General features: G+C 59.1%; 15 protein-coding genes. 2 read left to right on the forward strand and 13 right to left on the reverse strand.

Going from position 1 to position 15,939, the window contains the following annotated elements; genetic code table 11:
• Positions 1-346: 346 nt before the first annotated feature.
• The 7 genes from GA0061100_RS18910 to GA0061100_RS18935 all read right to left on the reverse strand — a co-directional run bounded on the left by GA0061100_RS18910 (position 347) and on the right by GA0061100_RS18935 (position 7,687).
• Positions 347-2,302: a MacB family efflux pump subunit gene (locus GA0061100_RS18910; RefSeq protein WP_075854243.1), complete on the reverse strand. Its 1,956-nt coding sequence runs from the start codon at positions 2,300-2,302 to the stop codon at positions 347-349.
• A gap of 3 nt (positions 2,303-2,305) precedes the next feature.
• A complete protein-coding gene (locus tag GA0061100_RS18915) occupies positions 2,306-3,511 on the reverse strand; it encodes an efflux RND transporter periplasmic adaptor subunit (protein WP_143525461.1) in 1,206 nt (401 codons plus the stop codon).
• 118 nt (positions 3,512-3,629) lie between these two features.
• A complete protein-coding gene (locus GA0061100_RS18920; RefSeq protein ID WP_244557879.1) occupies positions 3,630-5,108 on the reverse strand; it encodes an efflux transporter outer membrane subunit in 1,479 nt (492 codons plus the stop codon).
• 303 nt (positions 5,109-5,411) lie between these two features.
• A complete protein-coding gene (locus tag GA0061100_RS18925) occupies positions 5,412-6,029 on the reverse strand; it encodes a hypothetical protein (RefSeq protein ID WP_075854245.1) in 618 nt (205 codons plus the stop codon).
• A gap of 265 nt (positions 6,030-6,294) precedes the next feature.
• Positions 6,295-6,456, reverse strand: a complete 162-nt coding sequence (locus tag GA0061100_RS34890) for a hypothetical protein (RefSeq protein WP_167459834.1) — start codon at positions 6,454-6,456, stop codon at positions 6,295-6,297.
• A gap of 82 nt (positions 6,457-6,538) precedes the next feature.
• Positions 6,539-7,390 carry a helix-turn-helix domain-containing protein gene (locus GA0061100_RS18930; protein ID WP_075854246.1) on the reverse strand — a complete coding sequence of 284 codons (852 nt, stop codon included), beginning with the start codon at positions 7,388-7,390 and terminating at the stop codon, positions 6,539-6,541.
• A gap of 69 nt (positions 7,391-7,459) precedes the next feature.
• A complete protein-coding gene (locus GA0061100_RS18935) occupies positions 7,460-7,687 on the reverse strand; it encodes a DUF1127 domain-containing protein (RefSeq protein WP_075854247.1) in 228 nt (75 codons plus the stop codon).
• 229 nt (positions 7,688-7,916) lie between these two features.
• Between GA0061100_RS18935 and GA0061100_RS18940 the strand changes: the two genes are divergently transcribed.
• Complete coding sequence (locus GA0061100_RS18940) at positions 7,917-9,062, forward strand: M24 family metallopeptidase (protein WP_075854248.1); 1,146 nt, start codon at positions 7,917-7,919, stop codon at positions 9,060-9,062.
• Positions 9,063-9,082: 20 nt separating this feature from the next.
• Here GA0061100_RS18940 and GA0061100_RS18945 read toward each other — a convergent pair whose 3' ends face one another.
• From GA0061100_RS18945 to GA0061100_RS18970, 6 genes are all read right to left on the reverse strand, one after another.
• On the reverse strand, positions 9,083-10,141 hold the full coding sequence (locus GA0061100_RS18945; protein ID WP_075854249.1) for an ABC transporter ATP-binding protein: 1,059 nt from the start codon (positions 10,139-10,141) through the stop codon (positions 9,083-9,085).
• A gap of 4 nt (positions 10,142-10,145) precedes the next feature.
• A complete protein-coding gene (locus GA0061100_RS18950; RefSeq protein WP_075854250.1) occupies positions 10,146-10,976 on the reverse strand; it encodes a carbohydrate ABC transporter permease in 831 nt (276 codons plus the stop codon).
• Between the two features lie 3 nt (positions 10,977-10,979).
• Complete coding sequence (locus tag GA0061100_RS18955; RefSeq protein ID WP_075854336.1) at positions 10,980-11,915, reverse strand: carbohydrate ABC transporter permease; 936 nt, start codon at positions 11,913-11,915, stop codon at positions 10,980-10,982.
• Positions 11,916-12,005: 90 nt separating this feature from the next.
• The gene (locus tag GA0061100_RS18960) at positions 12,006-13,265 is read right to left on the reverse strand and encodes an ABC transporter substrate-binding protein (RefSeq protein ID WP_075854251.1); all 1,260 of its coding nucleotides are present in this window, start codon (positions 13,263-13,265) and stop codon (positions 12,006-12,008) included.
• A 40-nt stretch (positions 13,266-13,305) separates the two neighbouring features.
• Complete coding sequence (locus GA0061100_RS18965) at positions 13,306-14,472, reverse strand: PLP-dependent transferase (protein ID WP_075854252.1); 1,167 nt, start codon at positions 14,470-14,472, stop codon at positions 13,306-13,308.
• Entirely contained in the window at positions 14,469-15,164 is a 696-nt protein-coding gene (locus GA0061100_RS18970) for a FadR/GntR family transcriptional regulator (RefSeq protein WP_083961386.1), read from the reverse strand. Before GA0061100_RS18970 ends, GA0061100_RS18965 begins: the two co-directional genes overlap by 4 nt.
• A gap of 194 nt (positions 15,165-15,358) precedes the next feature.
• Here GA0061100_RS18970 and GA0061100_RS18975 point away from each other — a divergent pair, with 194 nt between their 5' ends.
• Positions 15,359-15,613 (forward strand): hypothetical protein, encoded by a 255-nt coding sequence (locus GA0061100_RS18975; RefSeq protein WP_075854254.1) that lies wholly within the window; start codon positions 15,359-15,361, stop codon positions 15,611-15,613.
• Positions 15,614-15,939: the final 326 nt, after the last annotated feature.

Genomic DNA, 15,939 nt, shown 5'->3' on the forward strand with positions numbered 1-15,939 from the left:
GCAAAGCCGGGATCAGCTGACGGTACATCCGCGCGATCAAACAGGCTTTACTTGCGTAGAACTCTCGAAAATTCTACATAAACCAATATTGGAAGTAAGGTCACAGAACTTACCAAATAGTTCGTGTCGGCGGAAAAGCCGAGACATTAAATTTCGCCAAAATGCCTTGTTTCAGCAACATTCAGAAATGTCAGCGCCGGTAACTGATGTAAAATCGTGGTCGATCAGCAGCTTGGCTCGAGCAGGCTTTGATCGCCCCGCATACCCGGCTTCGCCATGACGCCCCCAACACGAATGGCGAAGCCGGATTGCTTTCCGGCCCCGCCGTCAATTTTTCCCAGAAATATCAGTCTCTTGATAATGCCGCTACGGGGTCCAGCAACGATGCGTTGCGGGCCGGCAGATAGCCGAAGGTCAGGCCGATCGCGCAGGAGCATGCGAAGGCCAGAATGATTGAACTCGCCGAATAGATAAGCGTGAAGTTCGATCCGAAATAGTTGAAGGCAAAGCCGAAGCCGAGCGCTGTCGCAATGCCGAAAGCACCACCAAGCAGACATACGAGGACGGCTTCGATCAGAAACTGCTGGAGAATGTCATGACGTCGCGCGCCGACAGCCATGCGCACGCCGATCTCGGCGATACGTTCGGATACCGAAACGAGCATGATGTTCATGACGCCGATGCCCCCGACCAGCAGGGATATGACAGCGATCGCCGAGACGAGCAGTGTCATCGTTCGCGTCGTGCTGGTGATGGTCTGGCGAATATCGTCGGTGTTGAGGATAAAGAAATCCTTGGTGCCATGGCGGCGCTCCAGAAACTGCGTGACAACCGTCTCCGCCGCGGAGGTCTCGGTATTATCGGCGACCCGTACGGTAATGCTGCGCAGCGACATGTCGCCCAGCAGGCGGGCCTGGACGCCTGTATAGGGCAGATAGACGGAAAGATTGTCACTCGAGCCGAAGCCGCCTTGCTGTGAGGCGATGACGCCGATAATGCGCACGGGAACCTTGCCGATAAGGATGGTTTGCCCGAGCGGGTCGAGCCCCTTGTCGGCGAACAAGGTCGTCGCCGTGTTCTGATCGATCACCGCATCCTGTGACAAGCGCCTCACGCTATCCGCGTCGAAGAACCTGCCCGTAATGAGTTTCGATCCCTTCACGGAAAAATATGCATCGCCCACACCGTTGATGAGGGCATTTGCCTCCGTCGAGCCGAATCGCACGGTGCTGCTCGTCGAGACGGTCGGCGTCACTGCGGCAACATAGGTCAATTTAGCCAACGCATCGGCATCGGCAACCACGAGGGTCTTGATGCGACCCGAGCGCGTATCGCCGAAGCTCTTGCCGGGAAAGATTTCGAGCGTGTTGGTGCCGAGGCTATTGATATTTTCCAGAACCTTGCGCTGCGATCCCTCGCCGAGCGCGATGACGCTGACGACCGAGGCTATGCCAATGATGATGCCGAGCATGGTCAGGAACGTGCGCAGCCGATGGGCCTTGAGTGCGAGGATCGCCATCCGGAAGGCCTCCGTCAGCCGGCCGGCCATCTCCCGCCAGCCGGATTTGCCGAACCCGGCCGCGGTAGCGGAGGGCTGCAATGCCGGAACTTCGCTGCTCGTACGTCGATCGGCAACGATCCGCCCATCGGAGATCTCGATGATGCGATCGGCGCGCGCGGCGACGTTCATATCGTGAGTGACGATGACCACCGTGTGGCCCTCGGTATGGAGCTCGCCAAGAATACGCAGAACTTCCTCGCCGCTCTGCCGGTCGAGGGCGCCTGTGGGCTCGTCGGCAAGAATGACGTTTCCGTTGTTCATCAGGGCGCGAGCGATCGAAACTCGCTGCTGCTGACCGCCCGAAAGCTGGCCCGGACGATGGCTGTTTCGTTCGCTCATGCCGAGCCGCTCAAGAAGCGCTGCCGCGCGCGCTCGTCGTGTTTCACCCGGTTGTCCGGCATAGATGGCCGGTACCTCGACATTGCCGATCGCCGTCAACTCGGAAAGCAGATGGTAGCGCTGGAAGATGAAGCCGAAGTGTTCTCTGCGCAGTTTGGATAGCGCATCGCTGTCGAGGCGATGCGTCTCTTCGCCGGCGATCGCATACGTGCCGATGGTTGGACGGTCCAATAGACCGATGATGTTCATCAGCGTGGATTTGCCCGAGCCGGAAGGCCCGACGATTGCGACCATTTCGCCTTCGGCGATGGATAGGTCGACATCCTGCAGGACCGCAATCGTACGGTCGCCGGATTGATATTCGCGGCGCACGCCCTTCAATTCGATAATAGGGGAAGGCATGCGTCAGAACCCCATTGGTGGCGGAGGCCCGCCGCTGCTGGTCTTGGTAGTCGCGGCACTTGCCTCGCCAATCACAACATTCTCTCCCTCGGAGAGACCAGACAGGATCTCGGCCGAGACATTATTGTTGAGGCCGACCACGACGTTGCGACGGATTCTCTTGCCGTTGTCGCTCACGACCTGAACGGTGCGGGATCCTTCGGCAGATTTGGCGCCCAATGCGGAGGAGGGGATGGTAAGCACATCCTTGGCCTGCCCGAGAACGATGTGAACCTCTGCAGACATGTAGGTGCGAAAGTAGTTCTCGGGGTTCGGCACGGCAAACACACCATTGTAGTAGATCGCCGAGGTCGAGGATGACGATGTCGTACTGCTGCTCGACGACGTCGTGGTGGACGACGAGGTGACGCTGCTGTCGCTGGTGATCGATTCAGGTGCTGGCTCGATCGACTGCAATGTCGCGTCATACCGGGTATTAGAATCGCCAAGGATGGTGAAGTAGATCGGTTGCCCGACCTTGACCTTGACGACATCGGCTTCGGAGATCTCGGTACGAACGATCATCGTATCGAGTTGTCCGAGGATGACGATAGTCGGGGCCGATTGCGCTGCGTTCACCGTCTGGCCCTGCTGGTTGACGATGGCGAGCACCGTGCCGTCCATCGGCGCTGTGATGTGCGTGTAGGAAAGATTGGCACGCGCGGTTTCGACCGCGACTTCGGCCGATGTAATTTGCGCGTCGAGAGCGGCAATTTGGGCAGTAATCTTCTTGACGTTCGCTTCCGCGCTGTCGAGGTCCGCCTTGGAACCCGCCTGATTGCGGAATATCGTCTGCTGGCGGATAAGCGTCGTCTGTGCGTTTTCAAGATCGGCCTCGCTTTCCTGGCGCTGTGCCCTGACGTTCGCCAGGGAAGCCTGAGCGGTCTTCAGGTCGTTGCTCTGTGTGGTTGAGTCGATTTCGGCGACAAGGCTGTCCTTCTTGACGGCATCGCCAAGCTTGACATGCAGCGCCGTGATTCGCCCCGAGACCTGTGCGCCGACCGCGACCAGCTTGATCGGCCTGAAGGTACCGGATGCAAGCACGGCCTCTTCGACACTGCCCCGCGTCACCGGCGCCGTGATGGCCGATGTCGTCTGCCGGTCGAAGTAGCCGTAGCGGAAAGACAGAATGCCGATTGCTGCAAGGACAATGAGACCAGCATAGAGCATGTGCCGCGGTCTGATGCTCCGCTTTGGGAGCGTTCTGCCGGGTAGAGGGCTTGCGTCCTTGGCACGTTTGGGGCTGACGGTCGCCGGTGCTTTATGTTCTAGGGTGTTCAGCATGAGATTATTTGGCCTTGGCCAGATGTGGAGCGGTATCGGTGTCAATGACGACAGGTTTGGAGACATCGACCTGTCCGTCCCAGCCTCCACCCAGCGCCTTGTTGAGTGCGATATAGTCGGTAGCGATTGATGCTCTGCTCTGGATCGCGTTCTCCTCCGCGCTATAGAGCGAGCGCTCGGCATCGAGCACATCGAGAAAGTCGACAACGCCAGCCTTGTTCATCGTGTGTGAGAGGTCCGAGGCGCGGCGATAGGAACTGCTTGAGGAGACCAGCTTGCCGTATCTCAACCGTTCCTGAGTCAGCGATACGATGGCATTTTCGACATCTTCCATGGCCGATAGAACGGCCGACTGGTAGGCGATGAAATATTGATCCCGTTCGGCCTTGGCGACGTCCACGGCGGCCTTGAGCTGTCCACCCTGGAAGATCGGCACCGTCAGGGTCGGGCCGAATGTCCATCCGATGGAGGACTTCTTCGCGAGATCGCCGATACTGGCGGCCGACGAGGAAATGTCGCCGGTCAGGGAGATCGATGGATAACGATTGGCTTCGGCCTGACTGATCTTTGCAGTGTATTGGGCAAGCTGCCGTTCGGCCAGACGAACATCCGGCCGCGAAATCAGAATATCGGCGGGGATGCCGACCGCGACATTCATTTTGGGGCTCGGAATCGGGCCGCCTCCCTTGAGCTTGTCCTCAAGCGTGGTCGGGGGCTTGCCCAGCAGCACACCCAGACGATGGACAGCTTCCGAATAGGAGATTTCGTAGGTCGGGATATCCGCCTCCGTACTATTGGCGAGCGCGTCGGCTTTGGCTGTATCGACGCCGGTGGCGCTGCCGGCCTTATATTCCTCATGGGTAAGAGCTGCGCTTTGGCGCTGCGATGCGGCGGTGCGCCTGGCCAGATCACGCAGCGCCTGATATTCGCGCGCCTGGACATAATAGGACGCGACATCGCCGATCAGGGTCAGCATGGTGTCGCGCAGCTGTTCATCCGCTGCATCGACACCGTATTTCGCCGCCTCCGCGGCGCGTTTGTTGCCGCCGAAGAGATCGAGCTCCCAGCTGGCATCGAAACCGCCGTCGTACAATGTGGAAAAGGTCGCATCGGTCGTGCCGCCTTCCGCAGCCGATGTGCGTGTGCGCGCCGCTGAAGCTGTTCCCGACGCTGTTGGCAGCAATGCGCCCTTCTGTTCCCGATAGGTGGCGCGCGCTTCTCGGATCTTTGCCTTGGCTGTCGCAACATCAAGATTGCTGGCGATCGCCTCTTCGATGAGCGCATCAAGGGTAGGATCCTTGAGCTGTTTCCACCATTGCGACAATTGCGGGGCCTGCGAGGGCTTGCTTCCAGCCTTGCTACCCCAATGCGTCGGCATGGCAGGGTCTGGTGTCTTATAATCCGGTCCTACGACGCAGCCCGTCAGTGTCCCGGCGAGCACGGCGGCAATGGCAATATTCGATAGTCCCGTGTTTGAGCGCAAACATATCGGCAAGATTTCTGTCCCTGGCTTGTTGATCCTATGCATGGCCTTGGTTGAGGCCAGGAAGACGACGGAGCATTTAGGGGGACCATCGTTTCCTCAACGGAGAAGGATGGCAGTGCTCACACGCCATTGGTCCGGGAGCGCCGGGCGGGGCGTTCCCGGACCATTCGGCCCGACGATGGGCCGCTCCTTCCAACCAACAGGGGCGTCCGGGGGGATCTCAATTGGTTGGAGGCGGAGAGGAAATGGTCGTCGTGATGAGGCAGAGGGGTTTCTCCCAGAAAGACCCTCTGTCAACGATCAGTGGAACGGATGCGGACCAGGAATAAGCGATCGCTCCGCATCCTCTAGTTTAGTGAGCTGATCGGCGTTCAGCACGTTACGCAGAGCAACAGCCTTGTCCTTGAGAACCTTGGCCTTGGCGGCGCGATCCAGCATGCGGTCGGCCAGGCGCTCTCCGAAAAGCTGAGCTTGCCCGTCGCTCTGATGGGCGGCCTGGGAAGCGGCAGCATCATCGGCGGCCGGCGGTTCCGGCAGCTCATTCTTCGCAGGAGTCAGGAGATCGATCAGAGCGCTGGTATAATCCCGCCAGGCGTCGAGCTGGTTGCTGCGGACGCCGATCAGTGTTTCGAGCGCCGACAATTTTTCTGCGATCATCAGGGCCGGGTTCGGCCTGTGCGGCGGAGGGCCTGGCGGCATGGGCATGCCGCCGCCAAAGGCCATCATCGGCCCTTCGGGATGGCGGCCCTGGAAATACCAGTCGTCCGACGGCGGGCCGACCGGACCCGGCTGCGCGGTTTCGGCGCCTGCAGGCTTTTGCTGGTCTGATGCGATTTCTGCGCCGGCTGCATAAGCCGAAGCGGTTGCGCCGCCAATTGCCGTTACCAATAAGGCAGCGACGATAAGTCGTTTCTTCATAATCAATGCCTTCGCTACGAATAACTGCTGCAAAGGCTAGTGGGAGCTTATGTATACAATACGTCGATATATTTCCGAACTTTTCCCGCAAGGGGAATATTGCGAACGAAGTTTGCTGATGGCCTGACAGCAACGCTTCATTACAAATTCCTCTATTGTCGCCTTAAAGTTCGCGCTTCGATGTAATGACACGTAGGGTGTGGCCGATTACAGATTGTAGATGGAGAGAGCTGCCGTTCGGCGAAAGCTCTCTCCACGACCGTTGCTATTCCTTGGCTCCGGAAGTAGCCGATGTCGATTGATCTGCCTCCTTCAAGGCGACCGCACATTCCTCGCAGCACACTTCGACCGATTTGCCGCCGAGATTGACCTTGATGGTCTCGGCGCCGAGTTCGCAGTCGCAAGCGGCACATGTGGTTCTCTTCATCTCATGATCCTTTCCTGATCGATCCCCCTTGCCGGGCAGGATCATAGGAGCACTGATCATCACATCAGCGCTGTCAGAATCTTTAGCGAGCCGTGTAGCGCTTGGGCCTCAGCTGCGCCGAGCGCTGGAATTCCGCCGGCGTCAGGCCATAGGTCTGTTTGAAGGCGGCGCTGAAATGGCTGTGGCTGGAAAAACCGAGATCGAGCCCGAGCATGGTCAGGTCGTCGTATGAGCCCAGGAGATCGAGTGCGCGCGCCAGCCGCAGCCGTAGTTGATAACGATAGAGCGGCATGGCTTCGACCTGCTGGAAGACCTGCGTCAGATAAACGGGCGAGACGCCGACGTCCTTGGCGATCTCCGCAAGCGTCCACCGCCGCGCAAGATCGGAGGAGAGAACAAGCTTTGCCCGATCGACGAGCTTCTGCCGGCCGTAACTTGCGCCGGCCGCATGCGATGTCCGCTCGCCGAGGGAGCGGCGAACAAGCGTCAATGCCAGTGTTTCGCCTTCCAGGCCCTCGGCTATGTTGCGGCTGAGCCCATGGCGAAGCATCGCGATGAGCGCCTGTGCCCGTGGATCGATGCGTCGGCGCTGGCGACGAAAGATAACGCTTTCCCCTGATTGAACCTGTTCCTTTGGCGCGAGCTCGTGAAGAACGCTCTCGTCGATCATGAGATCGAGACAGGAATCGCCGCCGTCGACAGGATGGCTGATACGGTATCCCTGTCCCCGATTGAAGAAAAGCACCTGATTTGCTTCCGCAACGGCATCGCTCTGGCCGATATGGCGCTTGAAGACACCGCGGTAGGGATAGACGAGGCTCGTCTTGTGGGCGCATTCCTCGCTGCTCTTATGCCGGCATTCGCCATCGCAGACGACATCGCGGATGAGGACGGTCTTCGTCTTCAGCAGCAAGGCTGTCGAAATTTGTGACATGCCGAAATCCCCACCTCAGCGCCGATGCTCGCTGAACTTGCAAAGCTTAGCACGTCCTGCGCCATGTTTTTAGTAGCGGCTGTAAACATGGACATCGCTTCCATTCTGGCCACGAGAAAGGCCGATGTCTTTCAATTGATCGTCCGACAGTTCCATAAGCGCATTGCGATTCCTGCGTTCGGCCATCTTGCGCGCCAGCAGATGTACAAGATTTAGCAACCTCGAAAGCGGCGCGCGTTGGGTCTTGTAGTGACTACGGACGCGTTCGGAAGACACTAGGGTGTTTGCGGCTTGCATGGTGATACTCCACCGTCTGTTTCGATGAAGACAGTGAACCATCGGGACAGCATCCGCGCTGTCAGATAATTTAGTGATCGACAGCGGCAGAAACCATTCGACAAGCCAATTGTGACCTATCTGTATTTTCTTTGTCGACATAATGCCCGAGAGAGCGATAGTGTCGGCGCCGTTCCGCTTGCTGCGATGATAAAGGCATGCAGGGCGAATATCATTGAGGAGACTAGGAATGTCGTGGCAACACCCAGTACCCCGGATCACGGAGGAAGAGAGGCAGCAGCGCCTTTCAAGGCTTCGAAAGCTGCTCGACGCGCAGGGACTGGCTGGCATGCTTCTCGGGCCGACCGAAAGCCTGCGTTACTTTACGGGACTCGTCTGGCATGCGAGCGAGCGGTTCCTTGGAGCCTTGGTTACACAGACCGGGTTCCATTACATCGTACCGGGCTTCGAGCGCAGCCGGGTCGAAACCCTGCCGCATCTGCCGGCCGAAATCCTCGAATGGCAGGAAGAGGAGAGCAGCGCGGCGCTCATCGCCCGCGTGCTCGGCGATAAGGGCGTTTTGGCGCTCGACGACAACATGCCGCTTTACTTCTATAACGCGTTGGCCGCCAAGCTTGGAACTGAAAGGCTTGTCAATGGCGGGCCGATCATCAACGGCCTGCGCCGCATCAAATCCCCCGCCGAAATCGCGCTCATTCAATATGCCATGAGCCTGACGCTCGACGTGCACAAGCAGGCGCACGCCCTGCTTAAGCCGGGGATTCTCGCGTCGGAAGTGGTCGAGTTCATCGACCGGCGTCATCGCGAGGCCGGTGCCCATGGCGGCTCGACCTTCTGCATCGTGTCCTTCGGGGAAGCCACGTCCTTGCCGCACGGCGCAGATGGCGATCAGACGCTCGGCGAAGACGACGTTATTCTGGTTGATACGGGCGCCCGCATCGATGGCTATCATTCTGATCTGACGCGGACATACAAGCTGAAGAGCGGCGACAGCGCTTTTGAAGATGCCTGGGCGATCGAACGCGAGGCGCAGCAGGCCGTTTTCGACGCGGCAAAACTCGGCGCTGCCTGTTCCAGCCTGGATGATGCGGCGCGCGCCGTGCTGGCGAGACATTCGCTCGGGCCTGACTACAAGCTGCCGGGATTGCCGCATCGCGCCGGTCACGGCCTTGGCCTCGAAATTCACGAGGAGCCCTATATCGTGCGCGGCAACCCGACGGAACTCGCGCCCGGCATGTGTTTCTCAAACGAGCCGATGATCGTCTTCCCGCAGAAATTCGGCATTCGGCTCGAGGATCACATCTACATGACCACGGACGGCCCGCGTTGGTTTACACAACCGTCCAGCGGGCCGACCGAGCCGTTTGCGAACTGAGAATTTTGGAAAGGGCGGCGTCAGGTCGCCCTTTTCCCTTCCTCGTTGAAGACGTGCAGATGCTGCGCCGGGAAGGCGACATTGACCTGCGTGCCGGCGCTCAGGGCGGTGCGATCCAAGGTGAACACCTTGAACGGCAGGCCGTGCAGCGAAAGATGCAGGATGATGCCGAAGCCGGTGGGTTCGATGAGCTCGACATTGGCGGCCATGTCGGACGGATTGGACGACAGCACGACATGCTCCGGCCGAATGCCGAGCGTCACCTTCGCACCATCAGCCAATTTTAGCGGCGTGGGCAGCGCAACGAGCGTGCCGTCCTTGAGCTTGACGCCATTGCCCTCATAAGTCGCGTCCAGGAAGTTCATGCCGGGAGAGCCGATGAAGCCGGCCACGAAGAGATTGGCTGGCTGATCGTAGAGTTCGAGCGGGCTTCCGACCTGCTGAACCACGCCGCCATGCATGGCAACGATCCGATCCGCCAGCGTCATCGCCTCGATCTGATCGTGCGTCACATAGATCGACGTCGCTTTAAGGTCGCCGTGCAACTTCTTGATTTCGGCCCGCATCTGCTCGCGAAGGCGGGCGTCGAGATTCGATAGCGGCTCGTCGAAAAGGAAGGCTTTCGGCTGCCGCACGATGGCGCGGCCCATCGCGACGCGCTGGCGCTGGCCGCCGGAAAGCGCTTTCGGTCGACGTTCGAGCAGAGGATCGAGACCGAGCTTGGATGCCGCACCGGCGACAGCCTTGGCGATGCCATCCTTGGCTACTTTCCGCAGCCGCAGGCTGTAGCTCATGTTGCCAGCGACATTCATATGCGGATAGAGCGCATAGGACTGGAAGACCATGGCGATGTCGCGGTCCTTCGGATGCAGTTCGTTGACGCGGTTGTCGGCAATGCGGATTTCGCCGCCGCTGATGTCCTCGAGGCCGGCAATCATCCTCAGCAGCGTGGACTTGCCACACCCTGAGGGACCGACAAGAACGACGAACTCGCCGTCCTTGATCCTGAGGTCGATGTCGTGCAGCACCTGCACGTGGCCGTAGGCTTTCTTGACGTTTTGAATATCGATCGATGCCATGTGACTAACCCTTGACCGCGCCGGCCGTCAGGCCCTGCACGAGATAGCGTTGGATGAGCAGGAAGAAGAGCGCGGCCGGAATGAGCGCCATGACGCCCGCCGCCATCATCTGCCCGAAATCCACCGAGAATTTCGAGACGAAGGTGAGAAGCCCGACCGGGAAGGTCGCGGCTTGATTGCCGTTAATCAGCATCAGCGCGAAGAGCAGCTCGCTCCATGCCGCCGTAAAGACGAAACCGAGCGTCGCGGCGATGCCGGGCAGGGTCAGCGGCAGAATGATCTGCCGGAAGGCGGTGAACTGTGTCGCACCGTCGATCATTGCAGCTTCTTCCAGATCCTTTGGAATGCCGTCAAAGAAGGACTGCATCAGGAAGGTGGCGAAGGGCACGTTGAACGCGGTGTAAACAATGACGAGGCCGGTGAGGCTGTTGGTCAGGTGCAGCGGCGTCAGGATCTTGAAGATCGGCGCGACCAGCATGACCAGCGGAAACATCTGGGTCAGCAGCATCAGCGCCACGATCCAGTATTTGGCACGGAAGTTGAAGCGCGAAAGCGCGTAGCCGGAGAGCGATGCGCAGATCGTCACCGCAATCGCCGTCGAGCCAGCGACGATCAGACTGTTCTTGAAGAAGGTCGGGAAATCGCTGTGCTGCAGCACGAAGGCATAATGTTCCCAAGTCGTGCGCGATGGCCACATGCGCACGCCTTCGGTATAGAGCAGATCGTTCGGTGTCACCGAGACCTTGAGCAGCCAGAACAATGGGAAGAGCGCAAAGACGACGTAGCAAAGAATTGCCAGACGGTGTGCGATGGTAGGCAGGATGGATCGTCTCATGGCTCAATCCTTGTTCAGCAGGGTCTGCCGCAGCAGGATGATCAGCATGGAATAGGCAAGCAGGAGCACCAGCAGTACCAGGGCGATGGCCGAGGCATAGCCGAAATCCAGCCGCTTGAAGGCCTGCGTGAAGATGTAGCTGGCGACGATCTGCGTGCGGTCGGCGGGGCCGCCGCCCGTCATGACAACGATCAAATCGGCGAAATTGGAGACCCAGACCGTGCGCAGGAGCACGGTGATGGCGATGGTCGGGGCGAGGAAGGGAAGCGTGATCGAGCGGAAACGTTCGAACCAGCCGGCACCATCGATCGAGGCCGCCTCATAGAGATCGCGCGGGATCGCCTGGAGAGCTGCCAGAAGCGTGATCGCGAAGAAGGGAATACCCCACCAGACATTGGCGACGATCGGCCCCCACATCGCATAATTCGGGTCCGACAGAATGTTGTTCGGTTCGCTCATCAGGCCGAGCGCATAGAGCCAGTGCGGTATCGGGCCGATGACCGGATTGAACAGCCACGACCAGTTGAGGCCGGCGAGGAAGGAAGGAACGGCCCAGGGCAGGAATACGAGCGCCTGAACGATCGATCTGCCGAAGAAAGGCTTATCCAGCAGCAGCGCCAGGATCAGTCCGAAGATGAACTGCAGCAAGACTGAAGCGCCGGTCCACCAGAGCGTGTTCTTCAGCGCCCAGTAGAAGGCCTTATCCTTGGCGAGATCGCGAAAATGCTCGAGACCGATAAATCCGCCGGAAAACGGATTGAGCAGCTGAATATCGCGGAAGGCGTAGGATATGCCAATCGCCAGCGGCACCAGCATCACGGCGATGATGAGGATGAGAGCAGGCGCGCTGTAGAGATAGGGCTCCGAGGCGTCGGCCAGGCGCTTCAGCCACGGCCTGCGGTCGTGACGCCCGTCGAGCGTGTCGGTGATCGAAGTCATCTGCAAGAGTTCCCATTCGCGGCGTTCGGACGCCGTCTGTTTCAAGCGGACAGAAACGGCGGCGGATCGCTCCGCCGCCGGATATGCGTTTTATTTCTTGGCGAGGAATTTCTGCTGGGCCTTGGTCAGGTAATCAGCCCACTGGTCGGCGAGGTCTTTTGCCGAGATATCGCCGAGCAATGCCTGCTGCGAGGTCTTGATGGCGAGCGAATCTTTGAAGAAGGCGAATTCCTCAAGATAGGTCGGCATGACGGTCGGCACGGTGTCCTTGTCGGCCAATTCCTGGAACCAGCCCTTGAACTGATCGCCGGCGTAGAAGGGGTCCTTTTCCGCAGCCGTGTAGGCCGGCAGCGCACCGATCTTCTTGTTCCACTCCAGATTGCCTTCCTTGCCTTCAAGGGTTGCGATCAGCTTCCAGGATAGATCCTTGTTCTGGCTCGTCGCGAACATCGACCAGCCGGCATAACCGATGGTCGGGAAGGATTTGCCGTCCGGACCCTTCGGCAGCGGGGCCACGCCGAAATCATCCTTGTTCATGCGCTCGGCGACGGCGATCAGCGCGTCCGGATCCTGGTCGAGGAAGGCGCAGGTACCGGAATAGAAGCCGGCGACGACTTCGTTGAAGCCCCAGTTGACGCTATCCTTCGGCGCATAGCCCTTCTTGTAGAGATCGACCATCCACTCGATGCCCTTGGCCCAGCCGGGGCTGTTCATCGTCGATGTGCCGTCATCCTTGAAGTACTTGTTGTCGCCGGCCATGGAGGCGGCGAAGATCATCCAGCCGTTAAGGCCTCCCGGGCCGCCACGCATGCAGTAGCCGTATTTGCCAGGCTGCTTGGAGACGGCTTCGGATGCCTTGACGAACTCGTCCATCGTCTTCGGCGGTTCGGCGATGCCGGCATCCTTCAGGAGCTTCTTGTTGTAGAACATGGCGCGCAGATAGAAGCCGTAGGGCAGCATATAGGCGGTATTCTTCACGTCGCGGCCGAGCTGGAGCGCGCGGGGCGTCAATTCACTCGTATGCTCCCATTTCGCCAGGTAAGGCTCCAGGCTTTCGAGCATGCCATTATTGCCGTAGAGCGACAGCCAGGTGTCCGGCATTTCCATCACGTCAGGCGTATCGCCGGCAGAAACCATGGTGGCGAACTTCTGGAAGGCTTCGTTCCAGGGCAGGGAGATGATGTCGACCTTTGTGCCGGGATTTGCGGCCTCGAACTTGGCGACGATCGACTTGAGCGTCTCGGTGCGCTCCGGGCTCGTGATGACTTCCACGAGCTTCAGCGTCGTATCGGCAAAGGCGGTGCCGCCCATCAAGGCGGTAAAGAGTGCTGCTGTTATCAGTCTTTTCATGTTGGTTCCCCTTTTAGGTTTTCCTCTCAGATTGACGATGTCACGAGGCGGCGGCGATTGCCTCCTCGAGTTCCTTCCACAGAGCCTCGGTTCCTTCGAGGCCGACATGGAGACGTACGGAGCGTGGATTGATGCCGAAGGTATGCGCTGAATTCGGCTGCGCCTTTTGCTGCAGCACGACTTCGCCCGGCACGATCAGGCTCTCATGCCCGCCCCAGCTCACACCCAGCTTGAAGAGCTTGAGGCGATCCGCGAATGCACGCACATCCACGCCTTCGCGGAAAATGAACGAAAACAGACCCGAGGTGCCGTTCAGCCCAGCTGGTAGCCGATTGGCGAGGCCTGGATGGCAGACCTGCTCGACAACATCCAGCTCCTGCAGGCGCTTGGCGATCGTCAGGGCAGCCGCCTCATGTGCCTTCATGCGGATCGGCAGCGTGCGCAGACCGCGGATCAACAACCACGCGTCGAAGGGCGAAAGCTTGCCGCCGAGATAGGGATAGGCTTCTGCCTTCAGCCGCGCGATCATCTCTTTCGAACCTGCGACCACGCCGGCGACCACATCGCTGTGCCCACCAAGATATTTGGAGGCGGAATGGATGACGAGGTCGACGCCGAGCTTCAGCGGCTGCTGGAAATAGGGCGTGGCCCAGCTGTTGTCGATCATGGAAACGACGCCATGCTGCTTGGCGAGAGCTGCCAGCGCACCGACATCATGCGCCTCCATGACCCAGCTGGTCGGGCTTTCCATGTAGAAGACCTTCGCACCCGGAAGCGCCTTGGCGACGGCCTCCTCATCGCGACCGTCGACATAGGTCACGTCCACCTTCATGCGTTTCAGGACCGTGCCGAACAAACGGAAAGCGTCGGGATAGACATGCTTGACTGCGACGATCCTGTCGCCCGGCTCGACGAAACTCAGTACTGCAGATGAGATTGCCGCCATGCCGCTGGCAAATCCGAGCGCATCCTCGGCGCCTTCAAGTTTCGCCAGCATTTCCTCGAACAGACGTACCGTCGGATTAAGGCCGCGCGTATAGGTCGGCCGCACCTTCTCGCCACGATAGGAGGCAATCATCTCGTCATAGCTGGAGAAGGTGAAGAGCGATGTCTGGAAGATCGGCGGCACCACGGCATCGGCAAAATTGCCGTCGTCATGGGCGGTGATAAGGGATGCGAGTTCGAACGGCTCTAGCCCGTCAGTCATTTGGACATTTCCTTGATGTCTTCCTCGACTACGTCGAGAATTTTCAGTGTCTCGGCGCGCGCAGCCTCGGGATCCTGGTCGACGATCGCGTTGAACAGCGTGCGGTGATAAGGGAAGGACCGGCGGGCAAAGTCCTGCCGATCGAAGGGATGATCCCAGAAGCGCTCGAAGGTTTCGCGCATCTGTTCGAGAAGTTGCCGGAACAGCGGATTGTGCGTGGCGTCATAGACGGCAAGATGGAAAGCGAGGTCTTCCGGCCCGGATGTGCCCTTGGCCATATGCACACGCTCCATCTCGTTAAGCTTCTCTTCGATGATGACGATGTCTTCATCCGTTCGCTTCCTTGCAGCCACCATGCCGGCCTCGCATTCTATGCCGCGACGGACCTCCAGCGTCTGCAAGAGCGCATCGCGCAGATGGGACGGATTGAAGGAGAGCGGCATATGGATCGTCGCCTTCGAAACCGGCTTCAGCAGATAGGTACCGCTGCCTTTGCGCGTTTCCATGACACCGAGCGCCTGGAAGTAGGTGATCACCTCGCGGATGGTGGAACGTCCAACCGAAAGCGCCGCCATCAGCTCGCGCTCGGTCGGTAGTCGGTCACCGGCTCGCAGCTTCGACGATTCGATGAAGGTCGACAGCGCCTCGATGACTTGCTGCGTCCGATCGATGGAAGGAAGAGGGGTAAGCATGGGTTTTGTCATGGGACAATAAATTGGTCTGACATCTGCCATCAGGTCAATCTCTTTTTCTTGGCACGGGCATTTTTTCGGCCCTTAAATTTTTAAGGGCGCAAAGCAGCCCACAACGAAGGTCGTCAGCGGCCTTCAAGAGCGCCGACAGCGCTGATAGAAGGAGCATGTTGTGAGTCCCGAGCTGGAAGAGAATGGCCGCAAGAGATCGATATTCACGGAAGCTGGAATGCGCGAAATGCGATCACACCGGCTTCGCCGAGGTTTCTGAAACTGACGATCGTCGTGCCGTGAGCCGCGATTTCAAGATAGACGAGATGCCGCGCGGCTTTTCCACAGAGCGGCCATCGACCGATCCGCGCAAGCACATGATCCGCTGCCGGTGCGGCTCGGTGTTTCCTTTCGCGCAGGACACGGTTTATGCGCCGGGCGGCGAGCCGCGGCGCTGAAAAGCAAAGGCTGAAAAGAAAAAAGCCCCGCACAGGCGAGGCTAAGCTTGTGCCGCTCCGGGGAAATCGGAAGCGACGCGGCATTGTCTAGCGGTCGCCTTCTCTCCCGACTAGGTCAGTTTTGCCGATACCGGTACGCTTAACCAAAAAAGCTCTTTATTCGTGAAAGAGATTGATTTGCCAACTCTCTCCCACTGGCTGCAAAGGTCGGGTGAAACTATCGTGCCGTGCAATATGTTCAGCTAGCGTTCATTTTCGCGCGGGCAAAAAGGCAATCGCCGCAACGCCTTGCGGTCGTCGAGGTCCGGCTTCCATTGGCTTTCGAG

The sequence above is a fragment of the Martinezella hainanensis genome (genome assembly GCF_900094555.1).
Taxonomy (GTDB): domain Bacteria; phylum Pseudomonadota; class Alphaproteobacteria; order Rhizobiales; family Rhizobiaceae; genus Rhizobium; species Rhizobium hainanense.